Below are 18,795 nucleotides of genomic sequence, written 5' to 3' on the forward strand. Positions count from 1 at the left end.
ACTCAATCAAATTTGGTGTAAAAATCATTTTCCATAGCCATACTACATAATTCATTACTGCTAATTAGGTTTGGATGCAAACTATTTGTGCGCAAATATTCATCCAGCGAAGGTGCCTCATTTACCTCATCAAGCCAAGCTTGGAGGCTAGTCTCGGACTCTTCAAGATGCAAGATAGATAAGTTATCGATAAATTGTGGCGCTCTCCAGGTGTCTGATAACAGAACCGGAATACATCCATGTCTCAAGGACTCCCAAAATCGAATTGAATTGGGGCCAGATCCAGACGGGCAAAGACTAAATACTGTCTTTGCTAAAACCTCAGCGTACTCTTGGGCCTTTAATGTAAATTGCTGTACTTCGGAGTCATCGGGAGCCGCCCCCAATATCTGCTGATCATAGACAACTTGTTCAAAATGCCAGCTTTCCCTACCCACCAAATATGATTTGGGAGTTTTGGGCAAAGATAGGATTGTTTTACGTATATCGGTCAAATAGCAAGTTGGATCATAGGCACCAATAAAACTATATAAATAGGGGCGCTCAGTTAAAGGGGCCTGACTTTTGCCATCTACGCTGGCGTCTGCATAGGGATAGAGAGGAAACGGATGAACTTTGATAGGTCCAATTGTTAGCTCATCCTGAACAGAATGAGACCAAAACAAATCTGTAATCTGAGCGCGATCAAAGAGGTCAAACAGATCTTTGGCATAGATATGCTGACAAACAGTAGCTCTCTTTAAGGTTCTTTTCGAAGGCATTCCCTTTAAAGCTTCCAAATAGAATTCCGCTTTATCGTGTTGATTTCGCCTGAGCAAATCAATTAAGGTTGCCCAGGGAAAGCAAATCATCTCTACAAAAGGACTATCGCAAAAACTGCTTTGAAAAGATTCATAAGCCCATAGCTCAGTTTTTGCAGGCACCTGCCAACCGTAATCAAATACCAGCAGATTTTTGACCCTCTTCCAATGAATATTTTCAAGCATGATTAATTTATAGCCGACCTATCGAGAGGTCTTTTTTTTGATCACGACCATCTTGGGTGTTTTTGCAGGCTTCCCAAGCTTCGCAGATTCAACAGGTGGACTTTCAGCGCGAGCAGGACTTGTCGCAGCAATCGACTCACTTGAAGCTTGCTTCATGGTCGGAGCGGCCTTAGTAACACCCTTTAGCAACTTATCGATGATAGCTACTGATGAGCTTGCCATATCTTGCCAATTTGCCCAAGGTCTTGAAATAGAGATTCTATTTCCCTCTAGTCGCTCTAAGATATTGGGAATTTGCCTGCACATAGCCACAACAAATACGCTATCGGAAGCGCTTAGCTTTTGAATGGCAGCCAGATCAAATACCTGCTTTTCAAGAGAGAAGCGTAATTCAAATTTAGGGCCAAACTCATCCCTAGATTCGGGAAACCAACTTTCAAAAGGCTTATCTTTTCCATTAATCAAAGGAAACTCAATTTTTGGAAACTGGGAAAAGCTCTTGGGATCAGTAATTAATGCAGCACTAAACCTCAACTCAAGGACGGGTTTGCTGTAAACGCCGAAATCAACATTCGATAGCTTGATCCAGAGGTGCTCATAATCTGGATTAATTAACTCGCGCTTTAGTTGCGCTTCTTCAAATCTCAATACTGGCGGTAGACTATTAACGGAATCACAAAAATTCGCAATTTTTGACTCCCAAAAAACGATATCAACGCTATTTTTAGAAAGATTGCTCCATTGGTTGACTTTGGAATCCTGCAACACTTTGCTAGCAGCAACAATTTTCTTCCAGGTTAAATAGCTCAGGTCGCGATACTGCTTTTGACCTTCCGCATTTAATGCTACCTGCTTTGGATTAAAGATGACCGTCTCTGCATCATCATCAAGAATGGAGATTGAAACATCATTGACCCCAAAGATGAGGCTAAAGTCAATTTTTGAAAAATAATGCTGGCCTAAGGATAAATTTTCAATTCTAAAAGTCAAACTTGGCGGCGATGAAACGGGATCTTCGGAAAGGATTTCTAGTGATTCAAAGTCAATGATATTTGGCTGGTTCTTGACCAATCTACCCCAGCGTAACTCATAGTCACTGATCTTGCTCTTATACCCTTTTACCTCGTTGTCATATCGCTCCAGACTCTCTTGGATCTGAAATAATTGCTTTAATAGCAACTCATTTTCGTAACCTACTTTTTCTAAGTTCGCCTCTTGCTCACCAAGGCGCTGATTCAGAGCTTCAATTTCAAGCAATTTCTTAGAAGAGTCAGCTTTAGCTTGTGCCAACTCTTGCTGAGTCTTGGCGCCCTCTTTGGCACTGAATCCCTTTAAAACCTCTATCTCAGATTGCAATTTCGCAACCGTAGCACTCGCTTGATTTTTTTCAAGAAGATACTTAGCTGCGCTGGCCTTTTCTTGAGAGGCCAAAGACTTAAGTTTCTCAATTTCAGAGTTTAAAGTAGACGTTGTTTTGCTGACCTTATCCACCTCTTGGTTTTTTGCAGCCAAAAGTGCTTCTACTTTAGCAAGTGATTCTGAATGCGACTTTTGAGACTTCTCAAGGGAGGCCTTGGCTGATTGAAACTCATTCGCCTTGGCATCCTGAACTTTTTTAAGCTCTTGCTCTAATTTCTTATTCCGATCCTCTGCCTCAACAACACTCTCTTGTGTTGATAAAAGTTGAGCCAATAGAACTTGGTTTTCCTTTTGAAGATCTTGGCTCGCGGTATTTAATGCACGAATCTCTAATTTATATTTTTTAATTCGCTCATCCAGAGCATTTTTCTTTTTTTGAACAACAGAAACATATGCTGGATTTTGCTCAATGATCACTGCCTGAGAGGATCCATCAAGGGCCCCGTGATCTGTTTTGTCTAGCTGAAGCCAATTTTTAAAAGTTTTAAGCATTAATGGGTTTCAGACAAATTAGTAAGATTTACTCGTTCACTTTTGTGAACTTTATTCATCTATCATTCTAATTCGTAAAGAGAAAATATCGCTGGTAGATAAGTACTATCAACACCTAGTAGAGCTCGATTGGGCGGGCTGTAAACGGTGCCTAATAAAACCCCAAATTTCAAAATCACTCGTTTTCCTGCTCTGTGTATATCTACTGAACTTACCTTGGGTAACCCTGAGGATTTTGTAACTGCCAGCGCCAGCCATCCTCGCACATTCGCTCAATTGAATACTGAGATCTCCAACCAAGGACACTAGCGGCATGATTTGCATCAGCATAACAACTAGCAACATCCCCAGGGCGCCTTGCTTTGATTTTGTATGGGATCTTTTTGCCACTGACTTTTTCGAATGCATGAATCATCTCAAGGACTGAAGTTCCCCGGCCAGTACCTAAATTAGTTGTTAAGATCCCGTCATGACTTTGTAAGTACTTTAGTGCAGCCAAATGCCCAGAAGCCAAATCCTCGACGTGGATATAGTCACGCACCCCCGTACCATCTATAGTGCTGTAGTCATCACCAAATACAGCCAGCTCTTTTAATTTTCCCACTGCTACCTGAGACACAAAAGGCATTAAGTTATTAGGAATGCCTGCCGGATCCTCCCCTATCAAGCCGGATATATGGGCTCCAACAGGATTAAAGTAGCGCAAAAGAACCACCCTAAAATCGGGATCAGCTGCTGCCAAATCCCTCAGAATCTGCTCAATCATGAGCTTGGTATGCCCATAAGCATTGGTCGCTGACAAAGGATGCTCTTCAGTTATTGGCAAAAACTGTGGAATCCCATAGACCGTGGCTGAAGATGAAAACACCAAAGTTTTTACACCAGCCCTCAGCATTTCCTCAAAAAGAATTAAGCTGCCGCCGATATTGTTTTCGTAATACATTAAGGGAAGAGAGACGGATTCCCCAACAGCCTTTAATCCAGCAAAGTGGATAACAGCATCAAATGATTTCTGACCAAAAACCTCTTTGAGCAAAACCCGATCTCTAATGTCGCCCTCAATGAAATCGATAGTTTGGCCAGAAATCTGCTCCAAACGACGTATAGACTCAATTTGACTATTGCAAAGATTATCCAATATAGAGACCTCATATTGGGCATCTAAGAGCTGCAAAACGGTGTGTGAGCCAATATAGCCAGCACCCCCGGTAACCAATATTCTTTTTAATTGCATCGCAAACTTTACTCCCGCACAAATGAGGCTAATTATTGAAGTTTAAAGCTATTGCTGAACCGATTTAATTCCTACAATTGATTCACTTAATGCGTTATTTAGATTAATAATTTCCATATAATACACAGAGTTAGGTCATAAAGCTCAAGGAGATCAATTGGAGCGCTATAACAATATTTTGAGTAAAAAAATTTTAGTTGTTGGCACAGTTAGAAATTGTGAGAGCGCCCTGCTTTCTAATATGGAGCAACTAAAAAATGCGCTGAGTCGATTTGAAAATCAACATTGGTTTTTAGTGGAGTCTGATAGCACAGACAATACAAAAACTCTACTAGAAGCAAAAAAAGAGGTAGATGGCCAATGGTTTAATTTTTTGAGCTTAGGTAACTTAGAGCCCACAATTCCCTCCAGAACAGAGAGAATTGCTTATTGCCGAAATCAATATCTGCATGAATTAAGAACCAATCCCCTATACCAAGATGTAGAACTACTCGTTGTTGCCGACCTTGATAATATGCAAACCCTAATCAGCGAAGCTGGGGTCTTGTCTTGCTTCGATAATGATGACTGGGATGTATGCACTGCAAACCAAATTGGGGCATATTATGATATTTGGGCCTTGCGGCACGAATTTTGGTCACCCAATGATTGCTGGCAATGCTATGACTTTTTACGCAAACTGAAAGTCAATAATCACAAAGCTTTAATTACCGCTGTCTACTCAAGAATGATTGAAATTGACCCCCTGCACCCACTCATAGAGGTAGATTCTGCGTTTGGTGGGCTGGGTATTTATAAAACTCAGATTTTGAAAAATGCCAGTTATATTGGCAAATCAGAAAAAAACCTATTTAGGGATGGCATGATCAGTGAACATGTTCCCTTCCACGAGACCGTTCGGCAAAATGGGGGGAGAATAGTTGTAAACCCAAAAATGATAAACACCAATAGCCTTAATCAACATATTGAAAAGGCTATTCCTTGGATCCAATTTACTGGATTTGAAGGCGCTTAATGAACTGCGTCAGAATGGAAAAAATATGATTGAGATTACAGCAGACGAAAAATACTCATTGCTACGCATCTCCAGAGTAATGACTAGTGAGCCACAAATACTGACCGCAGAAGACCTTGCTCATGAGAATGATCCACAGGTATTAAAAAATCTTTTGATTTACTATTCAGAAGAAAACTATATTCTGCGAAAAAAGATTGTCGATCTGTATCTTGAAAACGCAGAGATTCCAAAAAAATAGTATGCAAATCATCTCAAAAAGAGATTCGGGTTTGGGTGATATGCTGAGCAACCTCACGCATTGCATGTGGTTGTCAGAACACCTTGAAGCCAGTCTATTTGTTGACTGGAGAGTAACGCAATATCACGATCTTAAAAATAAGGGTGTCAATTTTTTCCCAGAATTTTTTCAGTTAAATTTTCCTTATGCCAAAAGCTTACTTGAAGAAATAGAGTCGTCAGGGATTGTTCTTCCGTATGGTAGTAGCCTTATTAATGAGCCCGAAGCAAAGTACCATATCGAGCCCCAACTTCTAGAGACCTTTGGGCTCACAGGATTAGCTCCCAAATTTAATACCTACATTACAACTCGACCTCAGGATTTGCTGGCTCCTAGCATCCAATTTGAATACATGAAGATGATTCAGGTTGTCGATAGCATTCAGCAAGATTGCGAAAAAATTCTTAACAATGCTAGAAAAAAGAGTGATTCTATATATGCCGTTCATATCCGGCATGGCAATGGGGAGTTATATCCCGCCGGAAGCGATGCAGAAAAAAAACTCTTTGAGCTTTACAAAACACAAATCACTGAAATCCAAAAACAAAAGGATGTGCGGTTTTTTCTCTTTACTGATAGTCAAACTGTTGTGGATTGGTTTAGTGAAAATATTGAAGAGCCTTTCATTAACCCCAATGTTCGATTTCCCAAGAACTTTGGCAAAGCGATGCACCACAATCAGAATATTGAACTCTATGGATACAACATCCTCAAATGGGCAGTCGAAGATATGTATCTAATGAGTCAACTAGATGGGTTAATTTACGATACTTGGAGTAGCTTTGTTCGCTGGCCTAGGGCTAATGGCTCAAATCTTTTTAATCGAAATCTTCATGGGATCAGGCCGCCTAGAATTGCTATTCCAGCCGAGAAAAAGATCACCATTAAACCAACAAGTTCATCGAGAGCAACTGAGGAATCTGTAGTTACCCCCCGAGTACCCAAGTTAGATCACCCCAAAATTGCATTAGCCAAGAATATTGCTCGACAATCTGCCTCTTCAGCCTCAAAAATACCACCAAAGCAAATTGGTAGCATTCCCATGACCTCACGAGACGTGATTAGTGCCTATAAGCTTTTCCTCAACCGCATTCCCGAGTCTGAAGAAGTGGTCAATGCACGCGTAGGACTGTCAGATTTTGAATTGCTCTCCCACTTCCTATCTTCAGATGAATTTATCAAAAATCCAAAAAATGAAGCACTGATTCTTGAGGTAGTGAGCAACCTTTTAAGGCGTTTAAAAAACAGTCAAAATCAATCAACTGCAATTAAACAAAATCCATAAATAGATCATTCATATGAATCCTACTGCACTATTTTTTGGAAGAAAAATTCAATCTAAGAATAATTCAATCAAACCTCTTCTTCAGCCGAAATACAAGCTGGATGAATATGATGAATTTCTTTTTAAAGATATCGGCGATCTCATTAATCCCGATGGCTGCAAAATTGAAAATCAAAAATTTGTCTGTAAAATTGCAGGCGTGCAATCTGGCTTTGTCATGTCTTTGCCAGAAAAATACGCAAATAAAAAATTAATCGTAGAAATATCGGGCTTAATCTCAAACACCGAGCTAACCATAGCCTCGATAGATGAAGATCGGCAACAGTTGTTTCAAAAGAGTATTGACCCAATCAAGAATGTGAATCGGCACATTATCGTTCTTGAGTCCAACAAAAGTAGCAATCGACTGCTAATTTCATTCAAAAATCCCATCATTGATGACTGTTTTTCGTTTGAGTCGATTAAATTTTATATTGACCACTCTAAATCAAAAAATACTTATGAACCTAGAATTGTGGCAGGGGTTGCCACTATTCCAGAGCGTGATGAACAACTTCAAAATGCTCTGATGAGTCTTATTAATCAGGTTGATCTTATCTGTATCTACTTAAATAACTTTGACTTTGTTCCACAGTGGATCCAAGAGCATCCCAAGCTTAAATACTTCCTATCTGATGAATTTGATAACCGTGGTGATGCAGGCAAGTTTTATGCTTACGATAAGGAAGAATTTGACTACTTTATAAGCTTTGATGACGATATCCAGTATCCCAATAACTATGTTTCTCAGCTAGTCAAAATCTCCAACGAAGTAAATGCACCAGTAGGCGTCCACGGCTCTGTTTTAAAGTATCCCTTCATGGGCTACTATGCAAGAGAGTCGCGTTACGTTTACCACTTTAAGGATAAAAACCTTGTTAACCGACGGGTACACATCATTGGAACGGGCACCTTATGCATACCAAAAAGAATCATTAGTAAACTGCCCCACTTTAACTATCCCAATATGGCTGATATCTGGCTCTCTAAATATTGTTCGGATATTGAAATACCCCTAATAGCAATTAAACGAAAAATTGGCTGGCTAGAGCCACTTGGAAGTCATGAAAACTCCATTTTTTATAAAAATATAGGCACAGAAAGTATCCAAAAAAAGATTCTCGAAACCGAACTATCTCGGTTTTCATCTAAGGTAACAACACTTAAATCAATTTACCCCAAAGTTCTCATTGGGATCACAGCATCAAATCACTTACATCAATTAAAAAAACTCGTTGAAAGCCTTATAGCCTCTATCGAAGAAGAGCCATTTGAGATCGTTATTGCGATTGCCGAAGATCAATCCTCTGAAGAAGTTCATGCCTACTTGCAAAAACTCAGGATTCCTTTCGAGCTACATATCCTAGCCTCCAATAGCGAGTCCGAAGCTGTTAAATTGAATGCGCTACTAGATGTTGCTCAAAAAATTAATTTTGATTTTCTGGTGATGAGTAGTGACATCATTTGCTTTAAACAAAAGGGATGGCTCACTAAGTATTATCAAAATGCAAGGCTGTCTGGTTACCACCACCTTAGTTTTTACAATCACTCGACCTCTAGCAAGTCAGATTCCAATGAATCAAGCCCTGCTCGCGAACCTTCACTACACCTCGAGCATTCGCTCGCAGCATATGGCGGAGTGAAAAATAGCTCTCATTTGCTTTTTACCCTGACACCACAAGCCTTTAGGAAAGTAGGCTTTTTAGATACCGATGCCTTTGCCAGTTATCCCTCAATAGTAGATTTTTCAAATCGATGCTGTAAGGTAGGATTTAACGAGGCTCAGCGCTTTTTTGATATCGCCGACTCTTCTCAGTTTATTGAAGTTCAAGCGCATGATGGGGCAGAGCAATTCCTTAACCAAAGATCCGGCGATATTGATCATAATGCCCCAATACAAAGCGAAAAATCGAGCATTTACATCCAAAACCCTACAAAGCATCTTGAAGATGTTTCGGGCCCTAATAATCGAAAAACCGCGTCAAAGGGCTTAGCAGGGCTCTTTGATTTGATCATTTTGATGGATTCTGGGGGTCATGGGGAAGCTAAGCCCCAAACTCGGGCGGCTTTGGAGCAAATGAATATTGCCTACCTAAATTCATCCGCATCACCAGAGCAAATTTCCCTAGTAAATGAATCTTATAACGCCTACTTAGAGTCTGATGCCAAAATAAATTATCACAAGATATTGAGTGCAAAAGAATTTTTCATTGATGATATTTCAGATGCAAAAAGAGCAATTTTCATTAAAACAATCACAAAGGCTCCACCCATTCCAACGCTAGCTTCTTGGAATGATTTAGTTACTTATGAAAAGGTATTGATTGACTGTCTTAATTCTCAACATGACTATTTCCTCATTTTGGAGGAGGGTTGCTTATTTCATAAAAATTTTGCAGCTTTATTGGACAAAGCAGCTAAGCAACTACCGGTGAATTGGAAATTGCTTCAACTAGGAGCTATGCAATCTGACTGGGACTTAACTCGGCCCTACTCAGAAAATCTGTATATGCCTAATGGAGTAATCAGCAATGCATTTGCATTTGGCTTTCATCGGGACGTCATCCCAGTGTTTCTAAAATATCTTTCTTATAGATCAATGCCTTTTGGTTTGGGGGCGCTTCATTATGCTGGCAGAGTATTTAATGAGCTCAGCTTTGCTGTCCAACCCAATCTTGTTGTCAATCCAAGCTATCCGAATTTTGATCTCAATCACCATCTTAACAGGGCTTCAGATAGCGAACAAAACAAAGAGTCTTTGTTTAAGTGGAACTTAGAGGATTACGAAAAGCTTAATTAAGCTGGCCTTTTGATGACAAAGCTATTCGACAGCATATTGTATTCATCACCCACGGCAGTATCCTCTCTAACTTCTAGGCAAATACAACCTGAATTGGTTATGGCCCTGAAGATATAGTCTTGGGGTAAAAAATGCATCTCCAAGCCCTTAGTTTCAGGAGTATTTAAGTAACGCTCAACCTCAAATAAATATCCATTTCTATAGCTTGGAAGCTGTAAATAAGCCACACCACCTGGATTTAGTAGGGTCAGTAAGTTTTCAATCAACCAATTAATTACCGGTGGAGGATTATGCTGCAAAGTAATCACCGATAAAATTGCATCTACCTTTGGTAAAGTGAGAACACTCTCAATACGATCAGCATGAACAAACTCAATATTGTTAATGTTGCTTTGCTTTGCATATTCAGCCGCCAAGGATAGATGCGCTTGCGAAATATCAACAGCAATTACTTTTGAAAAAATACTAGCTAGGTGGCCGCTCACTCTACCGACGCCACATCCAAAATCAATACAACTCTTCAACTCATTGGGATTAATTCTGCAGCGCCTTAAACTGGCAAGAAAAATATCCGCAGTATGCTTTCCTGATGAATAAAATTGATCGCGATTTTTTTCAAATTCCAGTAAGTCGTATGCTGGCTGAGTAATTACCGACCAATATGGATTGCTTTCCCCCAAAAATTGCCATTCTTTAGCAATACGGAGAAACATTCGATCCAAGAGTTTTTGTGAGCAATCAACCTCTACTGGAATGGCGGGCAAACCAAAAGGATGGCGCAAAGCAGGTTTTGCAGGTTCTGCGAATTTATTAGCCAATTTAGCAAACTCAGACAACCCCATGATATGTTGACGTAAGTCCTCAAGGGAGCCATGCTCCGCCAGGAGAGTCTGAGCTAACTCTGGATTTTCAGGTTTTCGACCAAGCAGTAGCTGGTAGGCCAAAGTAATTTCATCTGGGGTTAACACGTATGATCGACCTATAACTTCTTAAAATTAATATGTTTCATTGTATTGCAAGGTCTACAAATAGGCTTAGACCCCTACCCCTCCACCAATGCCCGTTTTTTGCCCTTTTTAAGCGATTTATAGATTAGAAATAGTCTTCGCCCCATTTAAGTGGGTCTAACAGACTAAGCGCCTATGTTTTAGATCTAGCTTCGAGGATCTTTTTTGCAATTAAGGTAAGCAGTTGAATCACCTCTGGTCGACTGGAAAACTCATGAGAGCTCAAAAATTCCAGTAAAAGATTTGCAGGCTCAACACCAACCCGAGGATTAATAACATCTACTGATTCAGGCTCTCTTCCAAGAAAAATGCGATAGGCGCTCACAACGTCACGCTGCAATATCGACATCGTTGATTTCTGAAGGAAGAATTCGCCATCATCCTTGGAGATATTGCCGATGGTATTGGCATTTAGATTCTCTAGCTGCCCAATAAACTCCTGGAGTAAGCGCAAGTTTTCTATCGTCTTTTCAGAAAGGTCACCCTCAGAAGAAATAGAGGCAGAATTTTCCAAACCAAAAAATAGAGGCGATTTATTCAAGTGGTCCATACAATGTTAATGAGCCATAGAGCTATTGACCATCATCAATAGCATCAGTTGATTTGATTATAAGTAAGTTATTGAGAAGGGTTTGGGAGCTATTAGCTATTGCCCACCTTGGAAAGGCGCTCCAAGATTCACAAATTAGGCCGTCAAGTTGACTCATAAGATAAAGATCTTGAACGGACCACTGCAAGATGTTGTGTCCAGCTAACTCTTTATAGACATTAAAGTGCATTGGCTCACCAATCGATTTTGGAAATCTAGCATTGGGATTTTTAAAAACAGATCCAAATTTTTTCTCAAACCAATTGATGACAATCTGACTATCGGTAAATAAAAAAAACTTTAAATTTTTATTCTGCTGTAGTAATTGATTTAGAATTTTTTCATAGCGGTTAAATAGCAATGTCTCTTCTTTGCTGCCGACTGCATAGAGCTCACCATTACCATGACGAATGTGGACTCCAAATATATTTCCATCAAATCGACGCATATCTTGAAGTACTTCATTACATTGTTTTTTTATCGTCTCGGTAATTTTAATATTACGCATGTATTGAAATTGAACAGGTTGCGATAAAAAATCTAATACCTTACTAGAAACAAAAATATCGAATGCTGGAACTGTGCCAGTCAAACCATAGGTTTCAAAAATGGGGGGCTCGAAATATGGAGGGCATGACCCCCCAATAGAAAGCGCTTCTCGATAAGGCAAAATGGTGATGTCTTTCGGTACATCGAGCAATGTTTGCGTATATGGAACATCTTCTAGATAAAAAAAATCGAGGAAATAATTTAACCCTAAACTTTCTGGATCATGGTACCTAGTATTTCGCCAATCAGGGTAAACCGTTGCACCAATACTTTTTGCAAGCCAAATAGAATGGGATAAATGGCTCAACATATCACCCAGTCCAGAGTCTCGCTTTGAAACAATGTGCATTTTAGATTTCGGGTGGAATATTAAACAAGAAGATAACTAGCGACTATGGAAGCAATCAGAAAGCATCTACAGGTCTCTTTATTTTCAAGTTACTTACGAAACAAAAACGCTTGCGTTTGCTGCATAGCCTGATCAGGCTCTTCTGCCCCAATCAATAGCAAGGTCATGTAATTAAGGGCTAGCTGTGTAGCTGCTTGGGCGTAATCATTTCTAGTTTGCGCCAGACTCTGAATACTCAGCAATACGTCTGTAGTACTTTTTACACCCGCCTCATAACTCTTTTGGTTGGCAGTTACGCTTAATCTGGCAGAGTCAACTGCTTGATTGCGAATTTTCAATGATTCAAAGCCCGCCTCTACCTGAGCGTAGAGATTTTGTGCTTGGGTCTTAGTTTGCACTTGAGTGGCTATGCGATTTTCAGTACTCTGGCGTGCTTTAGCGGTGGATGCGTATGTATTGATATACCCTGCGGCATTGATAGGTATAGAAATCGTCATACCGTTATTAGTGGAGCCTGGATAAGTGCCACCACCAGCAATTTTTTGCCAGGTGTAACTTACCGTTGGCAAGACTGCGGCAGATGCTTTGGCAATATCGTATTTAGCAATTTTCTCATTGGCCATCGCTGCAATAATGGCTGGATTATCGCTGTCCACTTTTGCAAGAATGGCATCGAGCGGGTTTAGCTTTGCATTCTCATGCTTATGAGGGAGAATAAAATCATTGGTTGCGGGGTAATCTCCCGTAATCGCATTGAACTGATCTTGCGCCGCCTTTAAGTTCGCTTTGAGGGTGAGGTGATTGGCCTTAGCCTGCTCAAACTTCACCTGCACATCCAATAAATCGGTCACAGTGCCCTGGCCTAATTCATATTTACGCTTAGCACCTTGATACTGGGATTCGAGCGCCGAGATAGTGGTGTCATTGGCTTTAATCGCTTCGGTAGCCACCACAATTTGTTGAACTGCAGCCATCGTGCGCTGCGCCAATTCTATTGACTGAGATGCAAAGTTGGCATCGGCAAAAGTACTTTGTGCGCCACCTTGAGCTACTGAGGCACCTTTAGCCGCATCAAAAATCGGCTGATTGACTGAAGTCGTCTTTTGCGAGTAATTAATGGTTGAAGGCTGAGACTGTTGCCACACTAAACCCGGTAGATATGCCGATCTACTGGCAACAGAATTGGCTTTATTGGCATCTTTTTCTGCTTTGGCTGCTTGATATTTGGGATCATTATTTTTCGCTAATTCAAAAGCACCCGTTAGATCGACTGCCTGTGCATTGGCGATATAAATGAGGCCTGAGAATGCTAATGCAATAGTGAGAACAGATTTAGAGGTGGTGTGCATAAATGAATTAATCGTTGACAAAAATCTTACTAAAAATCTTAAAAAGATATGACGAAAAACTACGTAAGTATATGATACCTAACAATATTTTCTGCTAGTAGTTTTAATGCTTGTTTTACATACCACTGTTGCAAACTGGCAAACATCCGCCATTGGAAATTAGTTTTACTGACTCTGAAAGGCGCGGGCAAACTTATCCGTAAGCGGCTTCAATAGATGACTCATAAAGGTGCGCTCACCCGTCTTAATGATCGTATCTACCGGCATACCGGGTTGGATTTTGACATTCCCCAAATCTTTTAAGCCTTCTTGCGTGGCCTCTACTTGAGCTAAATAAAACTCTCCTCCCCCGCTGCCTTCTGGAGCTGGCATCTTATCAGCGCCAATCAGCTTTACCGTTCCCTCAATTACTGGGGTGGTATCACTATTAAAGGCCACAAAGCGCATATCTACTGGTGTGCCGACTCTGACGCGGTCAATCAAATTAGGTGGCACCCTGGCATCGACAATCAACACAGCCTCTTTTGGAACGACTTCAGCCACGATCTGATTCGGAAGCACTGTGCCGCCAACGGTATTAAGTTTCATACCCACAATCGTGCCGGTGACCGGAGCCTTAATGGATGTTAAATCGCGATCAAAGGAGACAGCCTCAAAACGCCCCTTCATACCATCGCGTGTAGCCTGAATTTGGGCTAATTGATTGTCAATATCTTTAAAGTAGGTCGATTGCATCGTATTAAGAGCGAGCTCGGACTCCAACTTCATGCGCATCACCTGATTAGCCTGCGCCTGCGACACATATCCTTCTTTAGCTAACTGGGCATTGCTATTAGCCTCTTGGGTCAATGTAGCTAGCTGAGCGCGTTTACCTGATAGCTGAAGGTTATATTCAGCACGACGGGTATCAAAGAGTTTTTGCTGAATCTGCTCAGCCTCTAATACCTTAGGGTCATTGCCCCAGGTATTGAGCTCTTTTGGCCAAGTGATTTGCTTGTCGCCCTTACGCTCCGCTTGTAAGCGCGCTTCGGTCACTAGAGCGTTGATATATTGCAATTCAGCTGCAGAGAGTTCAGCTTGTGTCTTGAGAGGATTAATGCGAATGAGCACATCACCCTCATTTACACTGTCGCCCTCTTTCACCAAAATTTCTTGGACAACGCCGCCAGTGGGATGCTGCAATACCTTGCGATAGCCACTCACCATGACAGTGCCTTGTGTGGAGACACCAGCATTAATGGGTGCAAAAAATGCCCACAGCAAAAAAAGACCAAAAGCGATTAAAAAGACACGGGCAGTTTTTTTCCGCAGCTTTGACTCAGTAATCGCAACCGGTTCAAAACCGCGATTTTGAATAGCGCCAGGATGGTAAGGATTCCAAGACTGAATCCAACTCTCAGTTTTCTTATCAAGTTCACGAAATTGCACCACCAGTGCATTTTCTTTTTTAGATGCCTTATCCCCTTCACCTGAAGGTAAGGCAATATCTTGACCTGGTTCCTTATTCAACTCTTCCATAGGGGATTATTTTAAATCAGGAGCACCAGAAAGACCGCAATTATGAAGCATCCTCCTGGCCAGAACCAGTGGCAGCGCCAGTAATTGCTTGATCGTTAGTACCTGTTTTAAGGGCCACGTTAGAGGAATCATCCGCCTCTTTTGGCTTACTAACCACTTGCAGGTTGCGTACGGCATTAATCATTTCATCTGCAGGGCCAAAGCCAACTTGTGAACCATTACGCAGCACCAATAGATTGTCTGCTGCACCTACTAAACGCGGGCGGTGAGTAGTAATCACCACAGCGCTACCTTGTGACTTGAGGTAATTAATGGCATGCACTAGGGCTGACTCACCAATCTCATCTAAGTTAGCGTTCGGTTCATCCATCACAATAAATTTAGGCATACCGTAAATTGCACGGCAAATAGCCAAACGCTGGCGTTGACCGCCGGATAAGGCAAAACCGCTTTGACCTAATTCCGTGTCATAACCTTTCGGGAATGCCAAAATCACTTCGTGCATACCAATCAACTTAGCGGCCTGCACCACCTTATCGGCATCGATTTCACCTAGACGGGCAATGTTTTCAGCTACCGTGCCTTCGAAGAATTCAATTTCTTGTGGGACATAACCAATTTGCGGACCAAACTCATCGTGATCCCAATCGGAGATTTCAACGCCATCTAAACGTACTGAACCACGTGCAGGTTTCCAGACACCAATCAATAGGCGTGCAAGACAAGTTTTACCAGCTGCGCTTGGGCCAACTACTGCAACCACTTGGCCTGGGTTGACCTTGAAATCGATGTCAAACAAAACAGCTTTATTGTGGCCTGGCGGCACTACTGCAGTTTTGCTTACTGTCAGGTTACCCATCACTGGAGGCAATTGCATTTGAGTTTGGCGCTTAGAGTCAGAAATCAGGAGCGCATTAAGACGTTCATAAGATTGACGAGCACCCACAATATCTTTCCAACCACCTAAGAGTTTTTGGATTGGGCTCACTGCTTTAGAAATCAACATACTGGCGGCCATCACCATACCTGAAGTGATCAATCCCTCCATTGCCAAGAATGCACCTAAACCCATCTGTAAAGAAGGAAGTGATTTACTCAAGAAACCTGAAAAGCCGCCGGTCAGTCCAGATGCTTCGCTGGCATTGACCTGATTTAATAAAAACTTATGGTGCTGGCGATACCACTGCTGGCGTACGGCACCCATCATCCCTAAGGCTAAAGTGGACTCAGCATGACGCAGACTATTAGAAGCTACTCTGGCAGCCTCAGACTGAGCATCACTTGCAACCTTCAAAATTGGGCTAGTTACTTTTTGTGTGAAATACGTTGCCGCCAACATCACTAACGATGCACCTAGGGCAAACAGCGCCAAAAATGGGTGGAATATCCCGCCAATGGCAATAAAGACCAGTGCAAATGGGGCATCAATAATGGTCAGTATTCCTTGACCAGTCAAGAATTGGCGCAAGTTTGTTAAATCACCTAATAGTTGGTGAACATCGACGTTCTTACGGCCTACGTGACGCCGAAATGAGGCATCAAAAATATCTGCTGATAAATCCCAATCAATTCGTAATGACAGTCTAGTAAGTAAACGACTACGAATCCATTCAATCGAAGACCAAAAAAGGTATAAAGCAATCACCAAAACCGTTAAGGAGATCAGCGTAACACCACTGCGAGAGCTTATAGCCTTGTCCATTACATTCAACATGTACAGCATTGGTGTAATCGATAGCAAGTCGACCATTGCAGTTATACCAATCGCCAAATAAAAGGTACGGCGGCATTCATATAAAACTGCTTCAATTGGCTTGCGGCCATCATCGGCAAGTTCACCACGAACACGCTTTTTGGCTTCAGGAATATCGTCTTTTTTAGCCGAGCCAAAAGAATGTTTCTCTTCTGCAGCTGAAAAAGCGCCTTGACCATTCCCTAGCGTACCAGATGCGCCTGGGGAGCTTGGGTTCAATGGGTCTTGAGTTGAATCATTCATCATGTTCTCCACTCAATCAATGGTGTAACTTAGTTGGGTCAAGTATCTCATGCAATGGGTCGGTTTGACCAATTACCTTGACTTCTGGTAATAATGGAGGGCCAGCTGGAGCGGTTGACTTAGCAGCCAAATCGCTTGTCGCCGCATCTTGTGCTGCTTGGGTAGTTAAATTAGCCTCAAGCAATGACTTAGAAGCGCTGGTATCGCCTGAACCACCAACGACCACATCAGTTACTCCGAGGTGACTCAAATGCACTAAATCTGTTTCAGTAAAGCCGTGTCCAGCCTTAATCGTTGCCGCTTCTGCATCTGAAATAATCAATGAAATACCCACTTGCTTGCCATCAGCATCAAATGCGATCGGCTTAGCAGCATTGGCGGGATCTAAGGCAGACAACAGATCATGAATATCGCTCATTGCATGTGCGTCATTCGTTGGCAAACCAAGATCAACAAACAACTGGTGAGCATTACCACTCATCACACCATCAACACCTAGGTCAGCCATAGACTTCAAGCTGGTAGAAAGTCGAGCAATCTCTGTATCTTGGTAGAAACCGGCATCGCTAGCTACTCTATAGAGATCAGCTGAGGCATCCAAAATCAAGTTAGCCTGCGGCAATGCGTGGAGCATGCCAGAATCGATCAAAGCAGAAGCCAAATGGTCGGTTACTTCAACATTACCGCTCTCTACTACAAAGTCATGTACGCCAGATTCGGTCAACGCCTTAATTAACTCACCATACTTCTGAGCATCTGTAAGGTTATTGATATCAAAACCATCAAAACCTAAGGCGCTATCAAAATTGGTTGCCGTGGCAAGCAGATCTTGTTCGGTTGGCATATTGATATGGTCATATGCATTAGAACCAGATACCTTGATCTCAAAGTCTAATTTGGAGTTGAGCTCATGAATATCTTTCAAGCTATCTAAATGCATCCAATCATTGCTTGGATCAAGACTTAAGCCTAATGCCTCATGAATGGCAATATGGTCAATACCATGAGCAACCAAATTATTTACTACAGCAGAATTTCCACCATTGTTAAGAACATTCAGATCGGTAGTTAAATTAGCGCTGTCATTCAGAATATCTAGTGTGACATTGGCAGCATGTCCAGCAGCATTAAAGTCCGGCAAGCTAGCACTTAACACCTCTGACAAAGTTGCAACATCATTTTTACTAAATAAATTGATGTGAGCATCGTAGGAATGTGTCAAGTCACCATCTGCAGTTCCATAGACATTAACGTGATCAACGTGTAACTTCTCAAGATCTTTGAGGCTGTTTGATAAGTGGGTGCTATGGGCATCCACAGTAATCTGACCGTGCTCAGCAAATTGCAAGCCCGCATCGAGTGCTTGGTGAGCTTGGACATCACTGACGTGCAACTCAACACCGGTGCCTGCTAGCGCGTGTTGCATACCAGCCAGTTGTCCATCGATATGGCTGATATCACCCGTTGCAAAGCCGCCTTCTGGCGCATTGGCAAGCAAGCTGCTCAGATCAGCAGTAATGTCATTTAAACCGTGGCCATGTAAGGCATTGGCATCGGTGTGTAAAGAGGTGTCACCTAACAAGGCGTTGATGTCAGCGCCCAGGGTGAAGTGGTCAGCAGCAAACTGTGGCAGATCAGTTGAAGTTGCAGCGTCGTGCAAGCTAATGCCAGCACCGAGTTCAACAGTGGTTAAGCCTGCTGCTGCGCCAGCAATACCATCGGTACCGGCTGCGCCTGCGCCAATACCCATATTGCTTACGTGTAACTTCTCAAGATCTTTGAGGCTGTTTGATAAGTGGGTGCTATGGGCATCCACAGTAATCTGACCGTGCTCAGCAAATTGCAAGCCCGCATCGAGTGCTTGGTGAGCTTGGACATCACTGACGTG

Annotated in this window: 14 protein-coding genes; 4 read left to right on the forward strand and 10 right to left on the reverse strand. The window is 41.9% G+C overall.

Annotated elements, in window-relative coordinates; all coding sequences use genetic code 11:
- Positions 1–2: 2 nt before the first annotated feature.
- The 3 genes from ICN48_RS10860 to galE form a co-directional block, all read right to left on the reverse strand.
- Complete coding sequence (locus ICN48_RS10860) at positions 3–986, reverse strand: exostosin family protein (RefSeq protein WP_216153713.1); 984 nt, start codon at positions 984–986, stop codon at positions 3–5.
- Between the two features lie 18 nt (positions 987–1,004).
- A complete protein-coding gene (locus tag ICN48_RS10865) occupies positions 1,005–2,897 on the reverse strand; it encodes a hypothetical protein (RefSeq protein ID WP_216153714.1) in 1,893 nt (630 codons plus the stop codon).
- 211 nt (positions 2,898–3,108) lie between these two features.
- Positions 3,109–4,131 (reverse strand): UDP-glucose 4-epimerase GalE, encoded by a 1,023-nt coding sequence (gene galE / locus ICN48_RS10870; protein ID WP_216153715.1) that lies wholly within the window; start codon positions 4,129–4,131, stop codon positions 3,109–3,111.
- Between the two features lie 157 nt (positions 4,132–4,288).
- On the opposite strand from galE, the gene ICN48_RS10875 reads away from it, so the two are divergent.
- From ICN48_RS10875 to ICN48_RS10890, 4 genes are read left to right on the forward strand one after another with little or no spacing between them, the layout of a single operon-like run.
- Positions 4,289–5,146, forward strand: coding sequence for a hypothetical protein (locus ICN48_RS10875; protein ID WP_216153716.1), 858 nt, complete (start codon positions 4,289–4,291; stop codon positions 5,144–5,146).
- 25 nt (positions 5,147–5,171) lie between these two features.
- Positions 5,172–5,387, forward strand: a complete 216-nt coding sequence (locus ICN48_RS10880) for a hypothetical protein (RefSeq protein ID WP_216153717.1) — start codon at positions 5,172–5,174, stop codon at positions 5,385–5,387.
- 1 nt (position 5,388) lies between these two features.
- The gene (locus ICN48_RS10885) at positions 5,389–6,711 is read left to right on the forward strand and encodes a nodulation protein NodZ (protein WP_216153718.1); all 1,323 of its coding nucleotides are present in this window, start codon (positions 5,389–5,391) and stop codon (positions 6,709–6,711) included.
- A 13-nt stretch (positions 6,712–6,724) separates the two neighbouring features.
- Positions 6,725–9,550, forward strand: coding sequence for a hypothetical protein (locus tag ICN48_RS10890; protein ID WP_216153719.1), 2,826 nt, complete (start codon positions 6,725–6,727; stop codon positions 9,548–9,550).
- Here the strand turns inward: ICN48_RS10890 and ICN48_RS10895 are convergent.
- The 7 genes from ICN48_RS10895 to ICN48_RS10925 all read right to left on the reverse strand — a co-directional run.
- Positions 9,547–10,518, reverse strand: coding sequence for a class I SAM-dependent methyltransferase (locus ICN48_RS10895; protein ID WP_216153720.1), 972 nt, complete (start codon positions 10,516–10,518; stop codon positions 9,547–9,549). The two genes, ICN48_RS10890 and ICN48_RS10895, sit on opposite strands and share 4 nt — an antisense overlap.
- A gap of 172 nt (positions 10,519–10,690) precedes the next feature.
- The gene (locus ICN48_RS10900; protein ID WP_216153721.1) at positions 10,691–11,107 is read right to left on the reverse strand and encodes a hypothetical protein; all 417 of its coding nucleotides are present in this window, start codon (positions 11,105–11,107) and stop codon (positions 10,691–10,693) included.
- A gap of 22 nt (positions 11,108–11,129) precedes the next feature.
- Positions 11,130–12,044 carry a nodulation protein NodZ gene (locus ICN48_RS10905; protein WP_216153722.1) on the reverse strand — a complete coding sequence of 305 codons (915 nt, stop codon included), beginning with the start codon at positions 12,042–12,044 and terminating at the stop codon, positions 11,130–11,132.
- Positions 12,045–12,133: 89 nt separating this feature from the next.
- Positions 12,134–13,393, reverse strand: a complete 1,260-nt coding sequence (locus tag ICN48_RS10910) for a TolC family protein (protein WP_216153723.1) — start codon at positions 13,391–13,393, stop codon at positions 12,134–12,136.
- Between the two features lie 165 nt (positions 13,394–13,558).
- Positions 13,559–14,911: an HlyD family efflux transporter periplasmic adaptor subunit gene (locus ICN48_RS10915; RefSeq protein ID WP_216153724.1), complete on the reverse strand. Its 1,353-nt coding sequence runs from the start codon at positions 14,909–14,911 to the stop codon at positions 13,559–13,561.
- 40 nt (positions 14,912–14,951) lie between these two features.
- The gene (locus ICN48_RS10920; protein WP_216153725.1) at positions 14,952–16,910 is read right to left on the reverse strand and encodes a type I secretion system permease/ATPase; all 1,959 of its coding nucleotides are present in this window, start codon (positions 16,908–16,910) and stop codon (positions 14,952–14,954) included.
- Positions 16,911–16,923: 13 nt separating this feature from the next.
- On the reverse strand, positions 16,924–18,795 hold a 1,872-nt coding region (locus ICN48_RS10925; protein ID WP_216153726.1), incomplete at its 5' end, for a hypothetical protein.

This window comes from Polynucleobacter sp. JS-Safj-400b-B2, assembly GCF_018881975.1.
Classification (GTDB): Bacteria; Pseudomonadota; Gammaproteobacteria; order Burkholderiales; family Burkholderiaceae; genus Polynucleobacter.